The 21442-nt window shown below is 71.5% G+C and carries 19 protein-coding genes; 13 read left to right on the top strand and 6 right to left on the bottom strand.

Annotated features, from left to right (window positions below; genetic code table 11):
- Nucleotides 1–70 precede the first annotated feature (70 nt).
- From V6U86_RS18225 to V6U86_RS18210, 4 genes are all read left to right on the top strand, one after another.
- Nucleotides 71–967, top strand: coding sequence for a septum formation family protein (locus V6U86_RS18225; RefSeq protein ID WP_334504913.1), 897 nt, complete (start codon nucleotides 71–73; stop codon nucleotides 965–967).
- 108 nt (nucleotides 968–1075) lie between these two features.
- Nucleotides 1076–2770 (top strand): L-aspartate oxidase, encoded by a 1695-nt coding sequence (locus V6U86_RS18220; protein WP_334504911.1) that lies wholly within the window; start codon nucleotides 1076–1078, stop codon nucleotides 2768–2770.
- A complete protein-coding gene (gene nadC / locus V6U86_RS18215; RefSeq protein ID WP_334504909.1) occupies nucleotides 2767–3663 on the top strand; it encodes a carboxylating nicotinate-nucleotide diphosphorylase in 897 nt (298 codons plus the stop codon). The genes V6U86_RS18220 and nadC overlap by 4 nt, the downstream gene beginning before the upstream one ends.
- 17 nt (nucleotides 3664–3680) lie before the next feature.
- Nucleotides 3681–4439, top strand: a complete 759-nt coding sequence (locus V6U86_RS18210) for a type III pantothenate kinase (protein WP_334504906.1) — start codon at nucleotides 3681–3683, stop codon at nucleotides 4437–4439.
- A 37-nt stretch (nucleotides 4440–4476) separates the two neighbouring features.
- On the opposite strand, the gene V6U86_RS18205 is transcribed toward V6U86_RS18210, so the two are convergent.
- Entirely contained in the window at nucleotides 4477–5217 is a 741-nt protein-coding gene (locus V6U86_RS18205; RefSeq protein WP_334504904.1) for a class I SAM-dependent methyltransferase, read from the bottom strand.
- Nucleotides 5218–5304: 87 nt separating this feature from the next.
- On the opposite strand from V6U86_RS18205, the gene lysS reads away from it, so the two are divergent.
- The 3 genes from lysS (at nucleotide 5305) to V6U86_RS18190 (ending at nucleotide 10393) form a co-directional block, all read left to right on the top strand.
- Nucleotides 5305–6813 carry a lysine--tRNA ligase gene (gene lysS / locus V6U86_RS18200; protein WP_334504902.1) on the top strand — a complete coding sequence of 503 codons (1509 nt, stop codon included), beginning with the start codon at nucleotides 5305–5307 and terminating at the stop codon, nucleotides 6811–6813.
- Between the two features lie 113 nt (nucleotides 6814–6926).
- The gene (locus V6U86_RS18195; protein WP_334504900.1) at nucleotides 6927–7271 is read left to right on the top strand and encodes a histone-like nucleoid-structuring protein Lsr2; all 345 of its coding nucleotides are present in this window, start codon (nucleotides 6927–6929) and stop codon (nucleotides 7269–7271) included.
- Nucleotides 7272–7849: 578 nt separating this feature from the next.
- Entirely contained in the window at nucleotides 7850–10393 is a 2544-nt protein-coding gene (locus V6U86_RS18190; RefSeq protein ID WP_030327930.1) for an ATP-dependent Clp protease ATP-binding subunit, read from the top strand.
- Between the two features lie 363 nt (nucleotides 10394–10756).
- Here the strand turns inward: V6U86_RS18190 and V6U86_RS18185 are convergent, their stop codons facing one another.
- Nucleotides 10757–11668: an A/G-specific adenine glycosylase gene (locus V6U86_RS18185; protein ID WP_334504896.1), complete on the bottom strand. Its 912-nt coding sequence runs from the start codon at nucleotides 11666–11668 to the stop codon at nucleotides 10757–10759.
- A 96-nt stretch (nucleotides 11669–11764) separates the two neighbouring features.
- Between V6U86_RS18185 and V6U86_RS18180 the strand changes: the two genes are divergently transcribed.
- The 3 genes from V6U86_RS18180 (at nucleotide 11765) to V6U86_RS18170 (ending at nucleotide 13669) form a co-directional block, all read left to right on the top strand.
- Nucleotides 11765–12277, top strand: a complete 513-nt coding sequence (locus V6U86_RS18180) for a glycine cleavage system protein R (protein WP_334504894.1) — start codon at nucleotides 11765–11767, stop codon at nucleotides 12275–12277.
- Nucleotides 12274–12858, top strand: a complete 585-nt coding sequence (locus V6U86_RS18175; protein WP_334504891.1) for a peptide deformylase — start codon at nucleotides 12274–12276, stop codon at nucleotides 12856–12858. The genes V6U86_RS18180 and V6U86_RS18175 overlap by 4 nt, the downstream gene beginning before the upstream one ends.
- A gap of 106 nt (nucleotides 12859–12964) precedes the next feature.
- Nucleotides 12965–13669 carry a hypothetical protein gene (locus V6U86_RS18170; protein WP_334504889.1) on the top strand — a complete coding sequence of 235 codons (705 nt, stop codon included), beginning with the start codon at nucleotides 12965–12967 and terminating at the stop codon, nucleotides 13667–13669.
- Between the two features lie 6 nt (nucleotides 13670–13675).
- Here the strand turns inward: V6U86_RS18170 and disA are convergent, their stop codons facing one another.
- The 4 genes from disA to V6U86_RS18150 form a co-directional block, all read right to left on the bottom strand.
- Nucleotides 13676–14860 (bottom strand): DNA integrity scanning diadenylate cyclase DisA, encoded by a 1185-nt coding sequence (gene disA, locus V6U86_RS18165; protein ID WP_030327921.1) that lies wholly within the window; start codon nucleotides 14858–14860, stop codon nucleotides 13676–13678.
- Nucleotides 14861–14991: 131 nt separating this feature from the next.
- Nucleotides 14992–16449: a DNA repair protein RadA gene (gene radA, locus V6U86_RS18160; protein WP_334504882.1), complete on the bottom strand. Its 1458-nt coding sequence runs from the start codon at nucleotides 16447–16449 to the stop codon at nucleotides 14992–14994.
- Nucleotides 16450–16534: 85 nt separating this feature from the next.
- Nucleotides 16535–17290 (bottom strand): hypothetical protein, encoded by a 756-nt coding sequence (locus tag V6U86_RS18155; RefSeq protein WP_334504879.1) that lies wholly within the window; start codon nucleotides 17288–17290, stop codon nucleotides 16535–16537.
- 140 nt (nucleotides 17291–17430) lie between these two features.
- Nucleotides 17431–18270, bottom strand: a complete 840-nt coding sequence (locus V6U86_RS18150; RefSeq protein ID WP_334504876.1) for a UbiA family prenyltransferase — start codon at nucleotides 18268–18270, stop codon at nucleotides 17431–17433.
- Nucleotides 18271–18316: 46 nt separating this feature from the next.
- Between V6U86_RS18150 and V6U86_RS18145 the strand changes: the two genes are divergently transcribed.
- The 3 genes from V6U86_RS18145 to V6U86_RS18135 all read left to right on the top strand — a co-directional run bounded on the left by V6U86_RS18145 (nucleotide 18317) and on the right by V6U86_RS18135 (nucleotide 21442).
- Nucleotides 18317–19090, top strand: a complete 774-nt coding sequence (locus V6U86_RS18145) for a class I SAM-dependent methyltransferase (RefSeq protein WP_334504874.1) — start codon at nucleotides 18317–18319, stop codon at nucleotides 19088–19090.
- Between the two features lie 41 nt (nucleotides 19091–19131).
- Nucleotides 19132–20298, top strand: a complete 1167-nt coding sequence (locus V6U86_RS18140) for an acyl-CoA dehydrogenase family protein (RefSeq protein ID WP_334504872.1) — start codon at nucleotides 19132–19134, stop codon at nucleotides 20296–20298.
- A 94-nt stretch (nucleotides 20299–20392) separates the two neighbouring features.
- Nucleotides 20393–21442, top strand: a complete 1050-nt coding sequence (locus V6U86_RS18135) for a type III polyketide synthase (protein WP_334504870.1) — start codon at nucleotides 20393–20395, stop codon at nucleotides 21440–21442.

The raw sequence follows: 21442 nt of genomic DNA, 5'->3' as shown, positions 1-21442 counted from the left end.
CACCAGAAGGTCATTTCCGGTTACCCTGAGCACGCTGGCGGAAGCCGGTCGGTGGCTGGGGGAGGCCGCGATGCGCCGTGCCATGACGACCCTGTTCGCCGCTGTTGCCACGGCGGCGCTGCTGGTGGGCTGTGCCCCCTCCGGCGGCCTGGACGGTGATCTGACCGACGACTGGGCGGCGTTGCCGGCACCGTCGGCGTTCACCCCGGCGGCCGGTGTGTGTCACGCTGGCGACTTCACCGACCTGGTCAGCCTGGCCAGCTACGAGCCGGTGGACTGCGCCGGCCCGCACCGACTGGAGACCGTGCATGTCGGGGCGTTCCCGGTCGAGCGGACGACCGCTCCGGCGGGTGGTTCGACCGAGCTGCGGGGCGCGTTCGCCGAGTGCGACACCCGGGCGACCGGCTACCTGGGTGACGACTGGAGGTCCGGCCGGCTGCGGCTGTCCGTGGCGCTGCCCAACGGGCCGGGCTGGGCGGCGGGTTCCCGGTGGTTCCGCTGCGACCTCACCGAGCTGACCACGGTCGAGGCGGCGGCCACCGTGGTGGTCCGTTCGGGCAGTCTGCGGGACGCGTTGAAGGGGCCCACCGGGCTGCGCCTCGGTTGCCAGCAGACCCGCGGTGGCGCCGGCCGGGGTGTGCAGACGCTGATCCCGGTGGAGTGCGGCAAACAGCACGACGCCGAGTTCGTCGGGGTGTGGCGGGCCCCGGACCGGGCGTACCCGACCCGGGACGCCGACTGGGTGCCGCTCTACACGGGTTGTCGCAGTGTCCTCGCCCGGTACGCGGGCGTACCGGACAACTCCGAACTGCGCTTCCGTAGCGGTGTGGTGGTCCGACCGCCGGGGACGGGGCGGTGGAAGGTCGGTGATCGGGGTGTCCGCTGCTATCTGTGGCTCAGCGACCGTACGGTGACGGCCTCGTTGAAGGGCGCGGGTCCGGCGGGCCTACCGGTCCGGACGAAGTGACCATGGCCTGACGGTCGGCGCGGCGCGGCGTGCGCCGGACGGCGTCGCCCAAAACACTCGTCCCGCCCCCGCCGCCCCGGGCGAGGATGGTTCGGGTTGACTGGGGGCATGCGTCTCCCGACCGTCGACCTGCCTGCCCTGCCCGCGCTGCTGGCCGCGCCCGCGCCCGGCTGGGTGGAGACCACCGACGTGATCGTGGTGGGTTCCGGCGTGGCCGGGTTGACCGCGGCGCTGCACCTGCGTGAGGCGGGTCTGCACGTCACGGTGGTCACCAAGGTCAACATTGACGATGGCTCGACCCGGTGGGCGCAGGGCGGCATCGCCGCAGTGCTCGATCCAGCCGACACCCCGGCGGCGCATGCCCGGGACACCGAGGTCGCCGGGGTCGGGCTGTGCGACCCGGCCGCGGTCCGGGTGCTGGTCGAGGAGGGCCCGACCCGGCTGCGTGAGCTGATCCGGATCGGCGCCGATTTCGATCGACACCCGGACGGCTCGTTGATGCTGACCCGCGAGGGCGGGCACCGGGCGGACCGGATCGTGCACGCCGGCGGGGACGCCACCGGCGCGGAGGTGCAGCGGGCGCTGCACGCCGCGGTGCAGCGCGACCCGTGGATCCGGCTGGTCGAGCACGCACTCGTGCTGGATCTGCTGCGCGCGCCCGGCGACGGCCCGGACGGGCTCGGCCCGGCCTGTGGGATCACCCTGCACGTGTTGGGTGAGGGCAGTGAGGACGGCGTCGGCGCGCTGCTGGCCCGTGCGGTGGTGCTCGCCACCGGAGGAATGGGGCAGGTCTTCTCGGCCACCACCAACCCGGCGGTCTCCACCGGGGACGGGGTGGCGCTGGCGCTGCGGGCCGGCGCGGCGGTGACCGACGTGGAGTTCGTCCAGTTCCACCCGACCGCCTTGATCACCCCGACCGGCGCGGGGGTGCCCGGGGCCGGGCACGCGCAGCAGCCGCTGGTCTCCGAGGCGTTGCGCGGCGAGGGCGCGTTCCTGGTGGACGCGGACGGCAAGAGGTTCATGGTGGGCCAGCACGAGTTGGCCGAGCTGGCTCCCCGCGACGTGGTGGCCAAGGGCATCCACCGGGTGCTGCTGGCCAGCGGCGCGGACCACGTCTTCCTCGACGCGCGGCACCTGGGCGGCGACTTCCTGGCCGGTCGGTTTCCCACAATCGTGGCGTCCTGCCTGGCGATCGGCGTGGACCCGGCGACCGACCTGATCCCGGTGGCGCCGGCCGCCCACTACGCCTCCGGCGGCGTCCGGACCGATCTGCGCGGCCGTACCTCCATCCCGGGCCTGTACGCCTGCGGTGAGGTGGCCTGCACGGGCGTGCACGGCGCGAACCGGCTGGCCAGCAACTCGCTGCTGGAGGGGCTGGTCTTCTCCCGGCGGATCGCCGAGGACATCGCTGCCGGCCTGCCCGAGCAGGCCCAGCCGGCGGACGTCGGCGCCTGGCGTGGGGGTACGGGCTGGGTGCTGCCCGCGGAGGTGACGCCGCCCCTGCAGCGGGCGATGACCCGGGGGGCCGGGGTGCTCCGATCCGCGGCCACGCTGGCCGACACGGCCGGGACGTTGACCGAGCTGGGCGTTGCCCGGGGCCGCCCGCGGACCGCCGACTGGGAGGCGACGAACCTGCTCACCGTGGCGTCGACGCTGGTTGCCGCCGCGTACGCCCGTGGTGAGACGCGTGGCTGCCACTGGCGGGAGGACTTTCCGACGGCCGACGAACGGTGGCTGGGCCACCTGGTGGGGGCGGTCGGGGCGCAGGGTCTGGTGACGCAGCAATGGGAGGGCAATTCATGATCGAGTCGACGCGGCACGCGTTGCGGGCGGCCGGGCTGGACCCGGCGCAGGTGCGGCAGGTGATCGAGGGCGCGCTGGTCGAGGATCTGGGCCCGGACTTCCTGGACGTCACCAGCGTGGCCACCATTCCGTCGGAGCAGACCGACACGGCCGACCTGGTGGCCCGCGCGGACGGGGTGTTGGCCGGGATGGCGGTGGCCGCCGCCGTGTTCGAGCTGGTGGGCGAGGTGACGGGCTTCGGTCGTACCGTCGAGGTGTCGGTGCTGGCCCGCGACGGTGAGCGGGTGGCCCGCGGCGATGTGCTGGCGACGGTGACCGGCCCGACCCGGCTGCTGCTGACGGCCGAGCGGACGGCGCTCAACCTGCTCTGCCGGATGTCCGGGGTGGCCACCCACACCCGCGCCTGGGCGGACGCGTTGGCCGGCACGAAGGCGATGGTGCTGGACACCCGCAAGACGACCCCGGGCCTGCGGGCACTGGAGAAGTACGCGGTGCGGGCGGGCGGTGGCACCAACAAGCGGATGGGCCTCTACGACGTGGCCATGATCAAGGACAACCACAAGTTGGCGGCCGGGGGCATCACGGCGGCCTACCGGCGGGTCCGGGAGGCGTTCCCGGAGGTGCCGGTGCAGGTCGAGGTGACAACTGTCGACGAGGCGGTGGAGGCGGTGGAGGCCGGGGCGAACTTCCTGCTCTGCGACAACATGACGCCGGAGGTGCTGGCCGAGGCGGTGGTCGCGGTGGGTGACCGGGCGGAGCTGGAGGCGACCGGCGGGCTGACCCTGGAGGTGGCCGGCCGGTACGCGGCGACCGGCGTGGACTTCCTCTCGGTGGGCGCGTTGACGCACTCGTCGCCGATCCTGGACATCGCGCTGGACCTGCGCACCGAGTAGTTGTCTAGGCTGCGTGCGTGCTGCTCTGCATCGACATCGGAAACACCAACACCGTGCTGGCGACCTTCGACGGCGACAAGCTGGTGCACTCCTGGCGGATCAAGACCGATGCCCGCTCGACGGCGGACGAACTGGGCCTGATGTTCCGGGGTCTGCTCGCCGCCGACAACGTCGAGATCACCGGTGTGGCCGCCTGTTCCACGGTGCCGGCGGCGCTGCGGTCGCTGCGCACCATGCTGAGCCGCTACTACGCCGACCTGCCGAGCGTCGTGGTCGAGCCGGGAGTGCGGACCGGGGTGCAGTTGGCGATCGACAACCCGAAGGAGGTGGGCGCCGACCGGGTGGTGAACACCCTGGCGGCGTACACCCTCTACGGCGGCCCGTCGATCGTGGTGGACTTCGGCACCACCACCAACTTCGACGTGATCAGCGAGCGTGGTGAGTTCCTCGGCGGGGCGTTCGCCCCGGGCATCGAGATCTCCTTCGACGCGCTGGCCGCCCGGGCCGCGCAGTTGCGCAAGGTCGAGGCCACCAAGCCGCGCTCGGTGATCGGCAAGAACACCGTGGAGTGCCTCCAGGCCGGCCTGTACTTCGGCTTCGCCGGGCAGGTGGACCGGATCGTCGAGCGGATGACCGAGGAGCTGGGCGAGGTGCGGGCGGTGATCGCCACCGGCGGTCTCGCATCCCTGGTGATGAACGAGTGTCGCAGCATCACCCACCACGAGCCGATGATCACGCTGATCGGTCTGCGGATGGTCTACGAGCGCAACCGGTGACCCCGGCCGCCGTCGGTGCCGGCCGCCGGGCTGGGCCTCAGCGCCGTCGGGCGCGCAGCACCAGCGTCCGGTACGGCAGGTCGATGGTGTCCCGGCCGGCGAGGGCGGGGTGGGTGTTCAGGAGTTCGGTCAGTTCCCGCTCGACCCGCTGCTGATCGTCCGTGGTGGCGGTGAGCCAGTACGAACGGGTGCGGACCACGCCGTGCAGCTCATCCGGCGTGAGCGTGGTGTGGTGGCTGAATTCGTGCTGCTCGATGGGGTCGAAGGCGGGCCCGAAGTCGGGGTAGTCGTTGACCACCACGTTGGCCGACTTGTCGCCGAAGTGGGCGATGCGACCCAGCTCGGCCACCCAGTCGACGCTGTCGTCCCGAATGTTCCAGATGGGGGCGAAGGTGCCACCGCCACGGAGCACCCGGGCGATCTCGGCGTGCGCAGGCTCCCGGTCGAACCAGTGGTACGCCGTCCCCACCAGCACCGCGTCCGCAGCCGAGTCGGGCAGCGGCAGGGCCTCGGCGCTGCCCGCCAGAGCCGTCGTTCCCGGGGTGCTGACGACGAGCTGCGCCCGCATCCCCGGATCGGGCTCGACCGGTACGACCTCGTGACCCAGGGCCAGCACGGCGCGGGTCAGGATGCCGGTGCCCGCCGCGAGATCGACCACCCGGGCGCGGCTCAGCCCGTCGAGTGCCCACCGGACGGCAGCCTCGGGATAACGTGGTCGAAACCGGTCGTAATCACCAGCAGCGGCGCCGAACGACAGGGCGTGAGTGTGATCGACCATGACGGGCAGGTTATCCCGTAACAGCTTCCGGACCGCTTGAGTACGCTCGGGCCTGACCCCTGTATCTCCGTGACGAGGAAGCGTGCCGTGAGCGAGCAGAACCCCGTGCCAGTGGACCCCGCCGACGACCTTCCCGAGCAGATGAAGGTCCGCCGGGAGAAGCGGGACCGGATGCTCGCCGAGGGCGTCGAGCCCTACCCGGTCGGCTTCCCCCGCACCACCACCCTGGCGCAGGTCCGGGCGAGCTACGCCGACCTGCCGACCGACACCGCGACCGGCGACCAGGTAGCGGTCACCGGCCGGGTGATCTTCGTACGCAACACCGGCAAGCTCTGCTTCGCGACCCTGCGGGACGGCGACGGCACCGAGTTGCAGGCGATGCTCTCCCTGGACCGGGTCGGGCCGGAGCGGCTGGAGGCGTGGAAGCGTCTCGTCGACCTCGGCGACCACGTCGGCGTCACTGGTGAGGTGATCACCAGCCGCCGGGGTGAGTTGTCGGTGTTGGCTCAGCAGTGGGAGATGACCGCCAAGGCGCTGCGGCCGTTGCCGGTGGCTCACAAGCCACTCTCCGAGGAGGCGCGCGTCCGGCAGCGTTACGTCGATCTGATTGTCCGGCCGCAGGCGCGGGAGATGGTGCGCACCCGTGCCGCCGCGGTACGCAGTCTGCGCGATTCACTGCACGGGCAGGGCTTCATCGAGGTGGAAACGCCGATGTTGCAACTGCTGCATGGAGGAGCGGCCGCCCGACCGTTCGTGACCCACAGCAATGCGTTGAACACCGATCTGTATCTGCGAATCGCTCCGGAACTGTTTCTCAAGCGCGCTGTGGTCGGCGGCGTCGACCGCGTCTTCGAGATCAACCGCAACTTCCGTAATGAGGGTGTCGACTCTTCGCACTCGCCGGAGTTCGCGATGCTGGAGACCTACCAGGCGTACGGCGACTACGACACGATGGCCGAGTTGACCCGCAATCTCGTGCAACAGGCGGCGATCGCGGTGAGCGGCTCGCCGGTGGTGACCCACGCCGACGGGCGGGAGTTCGACCTGGGCGGCGAGTGGCGGTCGGTGACGTTGTTCGGTGTGCTTTCCGAAGCGCTGGGCGAGGAGGTCACGGTTCGCACCGAACGCTCCCGCCTGGTGGAGTACGCGGACAAGGTGGGATTGGCCGTGGACCCGAAGTGGGGCCCGGGGAAGCTGGCCGAGGAGTTGTTCGAGGAACTGGTCGTTCCCGGCCTCCAGGCGCCCACCTTCGTCCGGGACTATCCGGAGGAGACGAGCCCGCTCACCCGGGCGCACCGCAGCGAGCCGGGGCTGGCCGAGAAGTGGGACCTCTACGTGCTCGGCTTCGAGCTGGGCACCGCGTACTCCGAGCTGGTCGACCCGGTCGTGCAGCGGGAACGGCTGGTCGCCCAGGCGCAGTTGGCCGCCCGTGGCGACGACGAGGCGATGCGTCTCGATGAGGACTTTCTTCGGGCGATGGAGTATGGAATGCCGCCGGCCGGCGGTATGGGAATGGGAATCGACCGGCTGTTGATGGCCCTGACCGGGCTCGGAATTCGGGAAACGATCCTCTTCCCGTTGGTCCGCCAGGAGTAGTCCCGCCCGGGCTCACCCGCAGACTGTAACGGGGTCCTATTGACGTGACGAGCGGCGTGGGGGTTATTGTGCTCTAGTTAGCAGGAGCGCCCTGCTCGAAAGGAATGTGGGACGTGGCCAAGCAGATCATTCACAAGCTGGTCGATGACCTGGACGGCGGGGACGCGGACGAGACCGTCAAGTTCGCCCTCGACGGCGTTCAGTACGAGATCGACCTGTCGAGCTCCAACGCCGCGAAATTGCGCGATGCATTTGCCGCGTACGTTGGTGCCGGCACCAAGGTCGGCCGGGGCGGCGTCGTGATCGGTGGGCGGGCTGCCCGCGGTCGGGGTGGCGCGACAGCCGATCGGGAACAGAACAAGGCGATCCGGGAGTGGGCCAAGAAGGCCGGCAAGGACATCTCGGACCGGGGTCGTATCCCGCAGGAGATCGTGGACGAGTTCCACGCGAAGCGCTGATCCGTCAGCAGCTTGGTGGCCAGCCGCCACCGCAAGGCGACACCGACGCCGGGCCGGAGGAGTTCTCCGGGCCGGCGTCGCCGTATCCGCTGAGGGCCCGCGTATCCGCTTTGGGCCCGCGTCGCCGCTTTGGGGCCGCGTCGCCGCTTTCGGGGCGGCGTCGTCGGGTCTGTTCGGGGCCGGGAAGCAATCCGGGCCGACCGGCGTTATCCACAACCAGTGGAACAGCTATCCACAGCCTGTGGACAACCTCCCCAGGGTTGGGCGCGGCGTCCGTCGCGACCGCCGGTTCGTCCGTCCGGAGCCTCCGGGAGCGCTTCCGGACCCCGGATCGGGCTTCCGTAGCGCCAGTCGGATTTCGCTCTGCGCGTAGCGACAGGGCTACCGGAACACCTCCTGAGCGCGGACGGTTGTTCAAAACGACGTGGAACCGACCCAGAGCAGAGACACACGACCTCAGCTGAGTCGGTCAGCGACGATAGAGTAAGGAGGCACGGACGCCCGTCCTGGACGTTCGCGCACCGGCCCCGCCAAGATCTTGACCATCAAGGCGCACGGCACGTGAGGAGCACGAGGGCATGTTCGAGCGGTTCACCGACCGAGCGCGACGGGTTGTCGTCCTGGCCCAAGAAGAGGCCCGGATGCTCAACCACAACTACATCGGTACGGAACACATCCTGCTGGGCCTGATCCACGAAGGTGAAGGCGTCGCGGCAAAGGCCCTGGAGAGCCTCGGCATCTCCCTGGAGGGCGTCCGCCAGCAGGTCGAGGAGATCATCGGCCAGGGCCAGCAGGCGCCGAGCGGGCACATCCCGTTCACGCCGCGGGCGAAGAAGGTGCTGGAGCTGTCGCTGCGCGAGGCGCTGCAGCTCGGCCACAACTACATCGGCACGGAGCACATCCTGCTCGGGCTGATCCGTGAGGGCGAGGGCGTCGCCGCCCAGGTGCTGGTCAAGCTCGGCGCCGACCTCAACCGGGTCCGCCAGCAGGTGATCCAGCTGCTCTCCGGTTACCAGGGCAAGGAGCCTGCCGCGGCGGGCGCCGCGCCGGGTGAGGCCGCGCCGTCGACCAGCCTGGTGCTGGACCAGTTCGGCCGCAACCTGACCCAGGCCGCCCGCGAGGGCAAGCTCGACCCGGTCATCGGGCGCGAGAAGGAAATCGAGCGGGTCATGCAGGTGCTCTCCCGCCGTACCAAGAACAACCCGGTCCTGATCGGTGAGCCCGGCGTCGGTAAGACCGCCGTGGTGGAGGGGCTGTCCCAGAAGATCATCAAGGGCGAGGTGCCCGAGACCCTCAAGGACAAGCAGCTCTACACGCTCGACCTCGGTGCGCTCGTCGCCGGTTCCCGCTACCGCGGTGACTTCGAGGAGCGCCTCAAGAAGGTCCTCAAGGAGATCCGCACCCGCGGCGACATCATCCTGTTCATCGACGAGATCCACACCCTGGTGGGTGCGGGTGCCGCCGAGGGCGCGATCGACGCCGCGAGCATCCTCAAGCCGATGCTGGCCCGTGGTGAGCTGCAGACCATCGGTGCCACCACGCTTGACGAATACCGCAAGCACCTGGAGAAGGACGCCGCTCTCGAGCGCCGGTTCCAGCCGATCCAGGTGGGTGAGCCGTCGCTGGCGCACACCATCGAGATCCTCAAGGGCCTGCGTGACCGGTACGAGGCGCACCACCGGGTGAGCATCACCGACGCGGCTCTCGTGGCCGCCGCGACGCTGGCCGACAGGTACATCTCCGACCGCTTCCTCCCGGACAAGGCGATCGACCTGATCGACGAGGCCGGTGCCCGGATGCGGATCCGTCGGATGACCGCGCCGCCAGACCTGCGTGACTTCGACGAGCGCATCGCCCAGGTGCGTCGCGACAAGGAGTCCGCGATCGACGCGCAGGACTTCGAGCGCGCCGCCCAGCTGCGCGACAAGGAGAAGCAGCTCCTCGGCCAGAAGGCGCAGCGGGAGAAGGAGTGGAAGGCCGGTGACCTGGACGTCGTCAGCGAGGTTGACGACGAGCAGATCGCCGAGGTGCTCGGCAACTGGACCGGCATCCCGGTCTACAAGCTGACCGAGGAGGAGACCTCGCGCCTGCTGCGCATGGAGGACGAGCTGCACAAGCGCGTCATCGGCCAGGAGGACGCGGTCAAGGCGGTCTCGAAGGCGATCCGGCGTACCCGGGCCGGCCTGAAGGACCCGAAGCGCCCGTCGGGCTCGTTCATCTTCGCCGGCCCGTCCGGTGTCGGTAAGACCGAGCTGTCCAAGGCGCTCGCCGAGTTCCTCTTCGGCAGCGAGGATGCCCTCATCCAGCTGGACATGTCCGAGTTCCACGACCGTTACACGGTCTCCCGGCTCGTGGGTGCCCCTCCCGGCTACGTCGGTTACGACGAGGGTGGGCAGCTGACCGAGAAGGTGCGGCGTCGGCCGTTCTCGGTGGTCCTCTTCGACGAGATCGAGAAGGCCCACCCGGACGTGTTCAACACGCTCCTGCAGATCCTCGAAGACGGTCGGCTCACCGACGGTCAGGGTCGGATCGTGGACTTCAAGAACACGGTCATCATCCTGACCACCAACCTGGGCACCCGTGACGTCGCCAAGGCGGTGTCGCTGGGCTTCCAGCAGTCGGAGGACTCCGAGTCCAACTACGACCGGATGAAGCAGAAGGTCAACGATGAGCTCAAGCAGCACTTCCGGCCTGAGTTCCTCAACCGGATCGACGACACCATCGTCTTCCACCAGCTGCGCCAGACCGAGATCCTCTCGATCGTGGACATCATGATCCAGCGGATCGAGGGCCAGCTGCGCAACAAGGACATGGGTCTGGAGCTGACCGACAACGCCAAGAAGTACCTGGCTGCGAAGGGCTTCGACCCGGTGCTCGGTGCCCGTCCGCTGCGTCGCACGATCCAGCGCGACATCGAGGACAACCTGTCCGAGCGGATCCTGTTCAACGAGCTGACCCCGGGTCAGATCGTCGTGGTCGACTGCGAAGGCGACCCGGACGACATCGACAAGTCCAAGCTCGTCTTCCGGGGCTCGGACAAGCCGGTCGAGGTTCCGGACGCCGTCCCGGCCGATCTCGGTGGCACTGCCGCTGGCACCGCCGCCGCAGGCGTGGACGAGTAGCACAACCAGCAAGGGGCGGGGCCCCGGTGGCGCAAGCCGCCGGGGCCCCGCCTTGTTGTGCCCCCTCAGGTCACCCCGCCGCCGCCCGGGCTCGTGCCCTCCCGGCCAGTCTCTGCGTCGCACCTGCCCGCCGCCCCCGCCCGCATGCGGGCGCTCTCACAAGATCGCGCAACATCCTGGATGTAGTGGCATCCGGCTTGCCCGACACCCCTACATCCAGGATCGAGCACGATCTTGAGGTGGAAGGCGCAAGATTGTCGGCCTTCGCGCGCCGCGTTAGGGCGTCCGGCGTGGGCCGGGCGTGCGGGGTGGGCCGGGCGTGCGGGGTTGGGCCGGGCGTGCGGGGCGTGCGGGGTGGGCGGGTCAGGCGGTGAGGTCGGCGGTTGGGAGGGACGGGCCGTCACCAACCAGGCGGAACGAGTCGGTGCCGGCGGGTTCGACCAGCCCGTCCTGCACCAGGCCGGCGAGGGCCCGGGCGCGCTGCACGTCGTCGGTCCAGACCTGGTCCAGCCGCTGGTGCGGGACCGGCCCGGTGCTGTCCCGGAGCACTCCGAGCAGCAGACCGCGTACCTGTCGGTCGGTGCCCGCGTACCGCTGGGGTCGGCGGGTCGGCCCCACGGGTGCCTCCTGGCCGGACGCCCGCCAGGCGCAGACCGACTCGACGGGGCAGGCCGTGCAGCGCGGTGACCGGGCTGTGCAGATCACCGCGCCCAGTTCCATGAAAGCGGCACTGGCCAGCGCTGCCGCGGCTGGTTCCGTCGGGAGGAGTTCTTCGGTGGCGACCAGGTCGGCTGGTCGGGTGACGGGCCCGGCGTCCGGTTCGCCGGCCACCGCCCGGCACACGACCCGGCGTACGTTGGTGTCGACAACCGGGTGCCGCTGCCCGTACGCGAAAGCGGCCACCGCCCGCGCGGTGTAGGTACCGACGCCGGGCAGCGCCAGCAGTTGCTCCAGCCGGTCCGGCACCTGGCCGCCGTGCCGGTCGACGATCGCGACAGCGCATTCGCGCAGCCGGACCGCCCGACGGGGGTAGCCGAGGCGTCCCCACATCCGGATCGCCTCGGCGGGAGTGTCCGCCGCCAACGCGGCCGGCTCCGGCCAGCGGGCCAACCAGGCCTGCCAGGCCGGCACCACCCGGACGACGGGTGTCTGCTGGAGCATGACCTCGCTGACCAGGATGGCCCACGGGGTGACGCCGGGCTCACGCCACGGCAGGTCCCGGGCGTGCTGCTGGAACCACCGGCTGACCAGGGTGGCGAAGTCGGGTTGAGTCATGGCGTCGTCGATGATGTCACGCCCGGCGTTCCCGTTGGGTGGGCGGCTCGGGCGGGGTGCCACGTCGTCGTTCGGCGGACGGGGGAGAATGCCCGGATGAACGAGCTCGCGATCACCGTCATCGGTCGGGACCGGCCGGGCATCGTGGCCGACGTCGCGGAGGTGCTGGCCCGGTTGGGCGCGAACCTCACCGACAGCACGATGACGCGGCTGCGGGGGCATTTCGCGATGACCCTCATCTGCACCGGGCCGGCCGCCGTCGAGGTCGAGGCCGCACTGGCGTCGTTGGCCGCCGAGGGCCAGCTGCTGGCGACGGTACGCGCGGTCACCCCGGACGGCGATGTGCCTCCGGCGGGTGAGCCGTACGTGATGGCGGTGCACGGTTCGGACCGGATGGGGATCGTCGCGGCGATGACGCGGGTGCTGGTGGATGCCGGGGGGAATGTCACCGACCTCAGTACCCGGTTGACCGGTGAGCTGTACGTGGTCCTGGCGGAGGTCGAGCTGCCGGCCGGTGTGGCGGACACGCTTGTCGACCGGCTGCACCGGACGGCTGCCGAGCTGGGCGTGGAGGTCACCCTCCGCCCGGCGGACCCGGATCTGCTGTGACGGGCGAGGAGCGCGGTCCGGACGTCGAGGCGTACGCCGGTCTGGGTGGTTGGACGCCGGATTCGCTGGCGGTGCCGGGTGTGGTGCGGAAGGTGGTGTCCGCCCCGCATCCGGTGTTGAGCCGGGCGGCGGACGAGGTCGATCCCACGGCGGAGGAGACGATCCGGTTGGCGGCCGACCTGGTGGCCACGATGAAGGTTTCGCCGGGCTGCGTCGGGCTGGCCGCGCCGCAGGTCGGGGTGGGCGCTCGGGTCTTCGCCGTCGACGTGACCGGGCACCCGAAGGCGGTGACTGTGCACGGCACCTTCGTGCTGTGCAACGCGCGCGTGGTCGAGGCGACCCGGTGGAAGCCGGGTCGGGAGGGCTGCATGTCGGTGCCGGACCTGACCGGGGACGTGAAGCGGGCCAGCCGGCTGGTGGTGGAGGGTGACCTGCCGGGCAGCGGCGAGCCGGTCCGGTTGGTGACCGACGGCTTCGAGGCTCGGGCGTTGCAGCACGAGATCGACCACTGTGCGGGGCTACTCTTCCTGGACCGGGTGGCGGGTGCGCATGCGATCTATCAGCGCAAGGTCTACCTGTGATCGGTGAGCCGTCTGTCCTTGATGGATGGTCGGGCGTGCCCTTCGAATCGGTTCCGGCGCGTCGCGCCGCACTGCCGGGTACGGCGCGGCTACGGTGGAGGGCATCATGCGTCTGACGGTCGGCCCCCTGCCACCCGCCGTGTACTGGCGGCGTCGCGCCGTCGTACTCGGAGCGGGGTTTCTGTTCCTGATTGTCCTGCTCTACTCCTGCACCGGTTCGGGTCGTTCCGGCGGTCAGGATCCGACGGCGGGCGGCTCACCCTCGGCGACGTCTGATTCCGGCGGGCCGGTGCTGACACCGCAGACCGGAGAGCAGTCACCTCCTGCGTCCGCTGATCCGGGTGCGGCGAATCCGACCCCGGCGATCACCAGCAACACACCGCCACTGGGTGCGGCGGCCGGTTCGGAAGACGACGGCACCTGCACCGACGCGGAGATCAGCGTGGTCTCGTCGGCGAGCCCGGCCTCGGTGCAGCGCGGCGCGGTGGTCGAGCTGCAACTGAAGATCAAGAACACGTCGGACCGGACGTGCAGTCGCAACGTCGGCGCCGACCTTCAGGAGATCTTCATCAAGTCCGGTGCCGAGAAGATCTGGTCATCGGACACCTGCGCCAAGGTCCAGGGTTCGGATGTGCAGAGCTTCACGCCGGACTTCGTCCGCTCCTACCGGGTGCCCTGGAACGGGCGGGACACCAGCCGCTGCGACGGTGCCCTGGCCGCCGGGCCGCTCGCACCGATCGGGACGTACCAGGTGTTCGCCCGGGTCGGCACGAAGCACAGCGACCCGACGAAGCTGACCGTCACCGGCTGAGCCGGGTCAGACGTAGCGTTCCAGGATGGACGCCTCGGCGAGCCGGGACAGCCCCTCACGGACGCCGCGGGCCCGGGCGTCACCGACCCCCTCGACGGCTTGCAGGTCCTCCACGGTCGCGCCGAGCAGCCGCTGGAGGCTGCCGAAGTGCAGCACCAGGCGGTCGACCACCGCCACCGGGAGCCGGGGCACCTTCGCCAGCAGTCGGAAGCCGCGCGGACTGACCGCGGCGTCGAGCGCGTCGGACGCGGCCGGGTAGCCGATCGCCTTGGCCACCGACACCAGGTCGATCAGCTCGGTGGCACCGAGCAGGTCCAGCTCGACAAGAGCCTCGTCGAGGGTGCGGGACTTGCGGCCGACCGGGAGGTAGTCCCGGATGACCAGAGTGCGGTCCGCGTCCACGCCGGCCATCAGCTCGTCGAGTTGCAGGGCGAGCAGACGGCCGTCGGTGCCCAGCTCCACCACGTAGCCGGCGATCTCGTCGGCGATCCGGCGAACCATCTCCAGTCGCTGCACCACGGCCACCGCATCCCGCACGGTGACCAGATCCTCGATCTCCAGGGCGGAGAGCGTGCCGGAGACCTCGTCCAGCCGGAGCTTGTAGCGCTCCAGGGTGGCGAGCGCCTGGTTGGCGCGGGAGAGGATGGCCGCCGAGTCATCGAGCACGTGCCGTTGCCCGTTGACGTAGAGGCTGATGATCCGCATCGACTGGCTGACCGAAATGACCGGATAGCCGGTCTGGCGGGCCACCCGCTCGGCGGTGCGGTGCCGGGTGCCGGACTCTTCCGTCGGGATGGACGGGTCGGGCATCAGGTGCACGGCCGCCCGGACGATCCTGGTCCCGTCGCTGGAGAGGACGACCGCGCCGTCCATCTTGCACAGCTCCCGCACCCGGGTCGCGGAGAACTCCACGTCCAGCGGGAAGCCGCCGGTGCACAGACCCTCGACCACCTTGTCGTAGCCGAGCACGATGAGCGCACCCGTGCGGCCGCGCAGGATGCGCTCCAAACCGTCGCGCAGGGCGGTGCCCGGGGCCATCAGGGCGAGATTGGCCCGCAGCGGGTCTCCGGCGCTCCCGGCGGCTCCCGCAGTCACGCTCACGCTGATCGGGCGGGCGGGCGAGCCCACGGCGCCGGTGCGGGCCTGGGGCGGCGCGCCGGCTGGCTTGGTGGTATCGCGGTCGATCGGCACGGGCACAGTCTACGGACTGCCGTGCGGTGGGTGCTGTCGTGGTTACTGTGATGTGTCACGATGCCGCCCTTTCCAACGTTTCCCGCTTACGACGCGCTGTCCGGTTTCGCCGCCCTCGTCGGCACGGTGGGTCACTCGGCGGACGCACGGGCCGCATGGTGCAGCGCCGAACGGACGTCGGTGACCTCGGTCACCCGCATCTGCTCGGGCCCGGCGCCGGTGCTGGCCGGGCCGCAGCCGGGCGGCACCAGGGCCACCTTGAACCCCAGCCGGGCCGCCTCGGCCAGCCGGCGTGGCACCGCCCCGACCCGGCGCACCTCGCCGGTCAACCCCACCTCACCGATCGCGACCAGGTGCGGCGCGATCGCCAGGTTGAGCCCGCCGGAGGCGACCGCCAGGGCCACCGCCAGGTCGGCGGCCGGCTCCACCACCCGGATCCCGCCCACGGTGGCGGCGAAAACCTCCCGGTCGTGCAGGGTCAGCCGCTCGGTGCGCCGTTGCAGCACCGCGAGCACCATCGCCAGTCGCGCCGAGTCGAGGCCCGAGACGGTGCGTCGCGGCGAGCCCGCCACGGTCGCGCCGATCAGCGCCTGCACCTCGGTGACCAGGGCCCGCCGCCCCTCCATGGCCACTGTCACGCAGGTGCCCGGGACCGGCTCCGCGTAGCGGGTCAGGAAGAGCCCGGACGGGTCGGCCAGGCTGCTGATGCCACCCTCGTGCATCTCGAAGCAGCCGACCTCGTCGGCCGCGCCGAACCTGTTCTTCACGCCGCGCACCAGGCGCAGCGACGAGTGCTTGTCGCCCTCGAAGTGCAGCACCACATCGACGAGGTGCTCCAGCACCCGAGGCCCGGCCACCTGGCCGTCCTTGGTGACGTGCCCGACCAGCACCGTCGCGATGCCCCGCTCCTTGGCGACCGACACCAGCGCGGCGGTGACAGCGCGGACCTGGGTCACCCCGCCGGGCACGCCCTCGGTGCCGGTGGTCGAGATGGTCTGCACCGAGTCGAGCACCAACAGGCCCGGCTTGACCGCGTCGAGGTGCCCGAGCACCGAGGCCAGGTCGCTCTCCGCAGCGAGGTAGAGCCGCTCGTGCAGGGTGCCCATCCGCTCGGCCCGCAGGCGCACCTGACTGACCGATTCTTCGCCGCTGACCACCAGCGAAGGGCTGCCGGCGTTGATCGCCCACTGCTGCGCCACATCAAGCAGAAGGGTCGACTTGCCCACGCCGGGCTCGCCGGCGAGCAACACCACGGCACCGGGGACCAGGCCGCCGCCGAGCACCCGGTCGAGCTCACTCACCCCGGTGGCGCGGGCACGTGCCGGAGCAGCGCTGATGGTGGCGATCGGCCGGGCCGGCTCGGCCGGCATCCGGGAGCTGACCACCCGACCGGAGACCGTCGGGCCGGTCACCGTGCTCTCGACCACCGCCCCCCACTCGCCGCACTCCGGGCAGCGCCCCACCCACTTGGGCGGCTGGTGCCCGCAGGCGTCGCACTGGTAGGCCGGACGCGGCTCGCGGGCGGCGGACCGACCACGGGCGGCACCGGCCGTGCCGCCACGCGGAGGGGTCGATCGGGAGGTGGTCACATCAGGACGCTAGCCCTCGCGTACGACGAAAACACCCCGGCGTGGTGGTCACCACGCCGGGGCGTTTGTCGATGTGCAGCTGGGGTCACTCGTGGGTCGTGCCGCCCTCGTCGCCCTCGTAGCCGCCCTCGCGCTCGATGATCGGCGACGGCGGGGCCGCCGGAGTGAGCGGCACCGCGACCGGCGCCTGGCCGGTGACCGTGTTGCCGTTGCCGAAGTCGAAGGTCACGACGACGTTCTGACCGGAGCGCAGCGCCTCGGTCAGGCCGATCAGCCGGAGCTGGGAGGTGGCCTCGGAGTTGAACTGGATGTAGCTCAACGGCGCCAGCTCGATCCGGGCCGGCTGGCCCGGGGCGGCAGGGCTGGCCGAACCGGACGCCCGCGCCGACTCCGGGGCGGACGGTGTGGCCGACGACGAACCGGTCTCGGAGGGCGTCACCGACGGGCTCGGCGAACCGGAGGTCGAACTCGACGGGCTCATCGAGGCGGACTCCGAGGCGGACGGCGACGGGCTCGCCGAGCCGCCGCTGATCACCACCTCGCGGGCGCTCTGCGTGGTGACGGTGACCGTCACCGTCTCCTTGGAGTCGTTGTAGATCACGGCGCCGAGCCCGGCGTCCTGCCCGGCCCGGTAACCCTCGGTGCCCGGGAAGTCGACGAGCAGGCCCCGCACGGAGAAGGAGCCGTTGTCGGTCGTGAGGTTGACGCCCTGGACCGACGGCTCCTTCAACGCGGTCTCGGCGATCTGACCGGCGCCGCATCCGGAGGCCAGCAGGCTGGCCGCCGCAATCCCGGACAGCAACAGGGCCGCCCGCCGGGATCCTCTGATCGAGCGCGTCACGTCGGTCCTCCTCGTCACAATCCCCACCCGGGCCGTACGCCGGGCACGGTGGCCATACCCGCGCAGACCGCGCTCCAGGGTAGTTGGAGCTGATCGAGGCGCGCACGCGGACCCGGCAATGCCACCTGCCCGGGTGGCGTTCACACCACCCGACCACTCGCCACCAGCAGAACCACGTCGATGAGGGCCACCAGCATCACCGCCCGGAAGGCCGCCACCGGCCGCCGGCCGGCCCGGCTCGCCGAGCGCTCGGCGTACCAGCTCAGCGGCGGCACCACGGCGGCCGTGCCGACCGCCGCCCAGCCGATCGGCGACGGTGGCCCGGGTGGTCCGAGGACCAGGGCCGCGGTCGCCGCGAGGAGGAGGCCCGCCGCGGCCACCCGGCTGCCGGCGGCGCCCAGCCGGTGGGGCAGGCCGCGCACGCCGGTGCGGGCGTCGTCGGCCAGGTCGGGCAGCACGTTGGCGAAGTGCGCGCCGGCGCCCAGGCAGGCCGCCGCCGCCACCAGCCAGACCGGCGGGGCCGGCTGACCGGGCAGCGCCAGCACCACGAAGGCGGGCAGCGCGCCGAAGGACACGGCGTAGGGCAGCACCGAGAACGCGGTGGCCTTGAGCGGCCAGTCGTAGAGCAGGGCGGAGACCAGGGCGAGCGTCAGCCAGAACGCCGCCGTCGGGTTCGTGGTCAGCGCCAGCAGGGGGCAGGCCACCGCGGCCGCAGCGGCGGCCCCGGCCGTGACGCGCCGACCGACCGCGCCACTGGCGACCGGCTTGTCGGTACGCCCCACAGTGGCGTCCCGCTCGGCGTCCAACGCGTCGTTGGTCCAGCCGACCGCGAGCTGGCTGGCCAGTACGGCGAGCACCACCGAGACGATTCCGGCCGGCCGGTGGCCCACTCCCCAGGCCAGCAGACCGGCCACCGTGGTCACCGCCGCGGCCGGTTCCGGATGGCTCGCTCTGACCAGCCCTAACACCCTCGACGACATAAGGGAAGTCTGGTCGTTACCGAGCAGTCGTGCCACGCTCGGTTCCATGCGAGACGTGGCTGCGGCCGGGGGGCCCACCGGTCCTCGGGTGCTGCCGCGAAACGATCCGCGTCAGTACGACGATCTGGCCGGTGAGTGGTGGCGGCCGGATGGGGCCTTCGCGATGCTGCACTGGCTGGCGGAGGCCCGTGCGGCGCTGGTGCCGCCGGCCACCCGTCCGGGCGCATTGCTCGTCGACCTGGGTTGCGGTGCCGGCCTGCTCGCGCCGCACCTGGCCGGCAAGGGCTACCGCCACGTCGGGGTGGATCTGACCCGCTCGGCGCTCGTCCAGGCGGCCGAGCACGGGGTACGGGTGGTCCAGGGTGATGCCACAGCTGTCCCGCTGCCCGACGGCTGCGCCGACGTGGTCTCCGCGGGCGAGTTGCTGGAGCACGTGCCGGCCTGGCCGAGGGCGGTGGCCGAGGCGTGTCGGCTGCTGCGCCCCGGCGGGGTGCTGGTGCTGGACACCCTGAACGACACGGCGCTGGCCCGGCTCGTCGCGGTCCGGCTCGCCGAGCGGCTGCCGACGGTGCCGCGCGGCATCCACGATCCTCGGTTGTTCGTGGACGCGCGGGCGCTGGTGGCCGAGTGCGCCCGGCACGGTGTCGACCTTCGGCTGCGGGGCATCCGTCCGCAGGTCGGCGGCCTGCTCGCCTGGCTGCTGCGCCGCGCCCGCGCGACCGGAACGCCCGGTGCGGTGCCCGTCGGCGGCACGCCGCGCATCGTGCCGACCCGGTCGACCGCCGTGCTCTACCAGGGCCGGGGGGTCCGCAAAGGATAGTCAGGCCGTGGCGGGGTATGGAACGCCAAGGAGGGGACGAGATGACGGTGCACGCGCTTGAGGCAGCACGTCGGTTGGCGCCACGGTTCGCCGCGCGGGCGGCCGAGCACGACCGGGACGGTTCCTTCCCTGTGGACGACTTCGCCGACCTGCGCGAGGCCGGCCTGTTCGGGCTGATGGTGCCCCGGGCGCTCGGCGGTCTGGGCGCCACCTTCGCCGAGTACGCCGCGGTGGCCACTGAGCTTGCCCGGGGCAATGGCGCGACGGCCCTGGTGTTCAACATGCACGCCTCGGTGACCGGGGCGCTGGGCGCGGTCACCGAGGAGTTGGCCGAGGCGCTGGGCGTACCGGACGAGGCGCTGGCCGCCCGCGACCGGCTGCTCAGCGCGGCGGCGCAGGGCTCCTGGTACGCGGTGGCGATGAGCGAGCGAGGCGCGGGCGCGCGGCTGTCCCAAATGACCACCTCGTACGCCCCGATCGACGGGGGCTGGCAGCTCAAGGGCAGCAAGACCTTCTGCTCCGGTGCCGGGCACGCGGACGGCTACCTGGTGGCGGCGCGCAGCGCTGCCGACCAGTCGGTGGTGTCACAGTTCCTGGTTCCGGCCGGTGACGGGCTGACCGTGGAGCCGACCTGGGACTCGCTCGGCATGCGTGCCACCTCCTCCCACGACCTGCACCTGGACGTCAGCGTGCCCGCCGACCGACTGCTCGGTGGGGTGGAAGGGCTGGCGCTGGTGGTCGCCCAGCTGATGCCGCACTGGCTGGTGGCCAGTTACGCGGCCGTCTACGTGGGGGTGGCCCGCGCGGCCATCGACGCGGCGGCCGAGCACCTCAACGCCCGCAACCTGGCCGGTCTGCCGGCGGTACGGGCCCGTCTGGGTCGGGCGGACGCGGCGACGGCCGCGGCGCAGCTGGTGGTCGCGGAGGCGGCCCGCCGGGTGGACGAGGCGCCCGGTGACGAGGAGACCAACCGTTGGGTGTGGCGGGCGAAGCTGCTCGCCGGCACCACGGCCGCCGAGGTCGCGGCGTCGGTGTTGGAGGCGGCGGGCACCTCGGCGACCCGCCGTGGTCATCCACTGGAGCGGCTCTACCGCGACGCCCGCTGCGGCTCACTGCACCCGGCCACGTCGGATGTCTGCGCCGACTGGCTCGGCATCGCCGCGCTCGGTGGCGACCCGGATCGTGACGGATCGGCACCACGTTGGTGAGCCCGCCGCACCGGATCCGCACGAAGGAACGACCAGCCAGGGTGGCTGGTGGGACGGCCAGGGGGAGGACAGCATCTGACGAGAGGTGGGGATCGTGTCCGTACCAGTGATCGCGGGGCTCGGGACAGCGCAGCCGCCGTCCGCTTCGCAGGACGAGTTGTGGGAGGGCTTCTTCTCCCGTCACTTCACCGGCACCACCCGGTCGTTGGCCCAGCGAATCTTCGCCAACTCGGGGGTGACCCGGCGGCAGGCAGCGGTCAACCCGCTGCTGGAGGACGTCTCGGACTGGCCGACCGAGCGCCGGATGCGCCGATACCAGGTGGAGGCGCTGCCGCTCGGCAAGGAGGCGGTGGGCCGCGCGTTGACCGCGGCCGGGCTGAGCGCCGGCGACATCGGGTTGTTCGTCGTCTGTTCCTGCACCGGGTACGCCACCCCGGGGTTGGACATCCTGCTCGCCCGGGATCTGGGCATGGCCGCCGACACCCAGCGGATGTTCATCGGTCACATGGGTTGCTACGCGGCGTTGCCGGGGCTCGGCGCGGCGAGTGACTTCGTCACCGCCCGGGGGCGTCCGGCGCTGCTGCTCTGCGCGGAGCTGACCAGCCTGCACATCCAACCGTCCAGCGCCCGGGTGGACACCCAGCAGATCGTCTCCCACGCGCTCTTCTCGGACGCCGCGGTCGCCGCCGTGGTCGTGCCGGGCGGTCCGGGGTACGCGGTGCGCGAGGTCACCGCCGTCACCGACACCTCGACCGCCGATCACATGACCTGGGACGTCACCGACGCGGGGTTCCGGATGGGGTTGTCGCCGAAGGTGCCGCAGGTGCTGTCGAGGCATGTCCGTGGGCTGGTCGACGATCTGTTGGCCCGGCACGGCGTCGACAGTTCCGAGGTGGACGGGTGGGCGGTGCACCCGGGCGGGCCTCGGATCCTCAACGTGGTGGAGCGGGAGTTGGCGCTGCCCCCACTGGGCTTGGCGGCTTCCCGGGCGACGCTGGACGAGCACGGCAACTGCTCGTCGCCGACGGTACTGCTGATCCTGGACCGGTTGGGCCGGGCTACACCGGCGGCTCGGCGCATCGTCATGTTGGCCTTCGGTCCGGGCCTCACCCTGTACGCCGCCCTGCTCGATCGACAGGGCTGA

It is taken from the genome of Micromonospora sp. CPCC 205558 (assembly GCF_036902955.1).
Taxonomy (GTDB): domain Bacteria; phylum Actinomycetota; class Actinomycetes; order Mycobacteriales; family Micromonosporaceae; genus Micromonospora.
Note: the sequence above shows the minus strand (reverse complement) of the source record. Positions and strands in the feature narration are given on the sequence as shown.